Below are 1,859 nucleotides of genomic sequence, written 5' to 3' on the forward strand. Positions count from 1 at the left end.
CCGGCAACGCCTCCCAGTGGCCGGGCATGGCCGCAGACCTGCTGGAGAGCGAACCCGCCTTCCGCCGGGCCGTCGAGCGGGCCGACGCCGCCCTGGCCCCCCACCTGGGCTGGTCGGTCGCCAAGGAACTGGCCCACCCGTCCCCCCGGACGTGGCAGCGCACCGAGGTGGCCCAGCCCGCCCTGTTCGCCGTGCAGGCCGGCCTGACCGCGCTGCTCGCCGCCCACGGCGTACACCCGCGGGCGGTGACCGGCCACAGCGTCGGAGAGGTCGCCGCCGCCCACGCCGCCGGAGTCCTGACCCTGGACCAGGCCGCACGGGTGATCGCCGAGCGCAGCCGCACCCAGGGCGCCACGGCGGGCCGGGGCCGCATGGCCGCCGTCGGTCTGCCCGAGGCACAGGCACGCGAGGAACTGCTCCGCCACGACGGCGCGCTGGAGATCGCCGGCATCAACAGCGAGAGCGACGTGACCGTCGCCGGGGACGCCGACGCGCTGACCGCCTGGGGAGCCGAACTGGCCGGGCGCGGCGTCTTCTTCCGCGAACTGGACCTCGACTACGCCTTCCACAGCCGCGCCATGGACCCCATCAGGGAACCGCTGCTCCAGGCACTCGCCGGACTCGGACCCGCCCCCGCCCGCATCCCCTTCCTCTCCACCGTGACCGGCACCCCGCTGAGCGGACCGGAACTCGACGCCGAGTACTGGTGGCGCAACGTCCGCGAGCCCGTCCGGTTCGCCGAGGCCGCCGGCCTGCTCGCCGCCGGGCACGCGGGCGTCCTGGTCGAGATCGGCCCGCACCCGGTCCTGCGCCCCTACCTGCGCCGCACCGGAGCCACCTGCGTCCCCACCCTGCACCGCGACGGCGACGGCACCCGCGAGACCGCGGCGGCCGTCGCCGCCGCACTCGCCGCCGGCACCGGAACCGACTGGCGGCACCACTTCCCCCGGCCGGGCCGGGTGGTCGACCTGCCCGCCTACCCCTGGCAGCGCGAACGGCACTGGCACGGCACCGCGCAGGACCTGGTCGCCCACACCAGCGGCAGCGGCCTGCTCGACCATCCGCTGGTGGGCGAGCGGATGCCCGCCCCGCACCCCGTGTGGCACGGCACCGTCGAACCGCAGCTGGTGCCCTGGCTGGGCGACCACCGCATCGGCGACGACGTCCTCATGCCGGCCGCCGCCTACGTGGAGATGGCCCTGAGCGCCGGCCGGCGCGCCCTGGACAGGCCGGTCGAGGTACGCCACCTGGAGATCGGCCGCCCGCTGTCCGTGCCGTGGCCCGACCCGACCCCGGTCGCCCTGCAGACCGCCGTCACCCCCGACGACGGCGCCCTGACCGTCAGCGTCCGCGAGGAACACGGCGGGGAGTGCCGGCCCGTCGTACGCGCCCAGGTCCGCACCCTGCTCGGCACGGCACCGCCCCCGCTCGACGTCGGCGCGGTCCGGGCCCGCTGCGACCGGAGCACCGACGGCCCGGCCTTCTACCGGACGTGCCACGCCATCGGCCTGAACTGCGGACCGGACTTCCGGCTCATCGACCGCATCGACTCCGGTGCGGACGAGGCCCTCGTCGGCTACCGGCTGGAGCACGCCGCCGACGCGTACACCGCCCACCCGGTCCTCCTCGACGCACCGCTCCAGGCCACCGTGGCCCTCGCCGGGGAGGGGGCCGAGTCCGCCGCGTTCCTGCCGACCGTCTTCGGCGCCGTACGGGTGTGGCGCACCCCCGCGACCACCGGTGTGGTCCATCTGCGCCGCCGCAGCCGCAGCGCCAACGAGATGTGCTGGGACATCACCTACGCGGACCCGGACGGCACGGTCACCGTCGAGATCGACGGCTGCCGCACCCGCCGCGGC

At 76.3% G+C, this 1,859-nt stretch carries 1 protein-coding gene; it reads left to right on the forward strand.

Annotation, left to right across the window (positions count from 1 at the left end):
* Positions 1–1,859 (forward strand): acyltransferase domain-containing protein (locus B9S61_RS07230; protein ID WP_146064745.1); only part of this gene is annotated, 1,859 nt, incomplete at both ends.

The sequence above is a fragment of the Streptomyces sp. SM1 genome (assembly GCF_002910825.1).
In the GTDB taxonomy this organism is placed as follows: Bacteria; Actinomycetota; Actinomycetes; order Streptomycetales; family Streptomycetaceae; genus Streptomyces; species Streptomyces okerensis.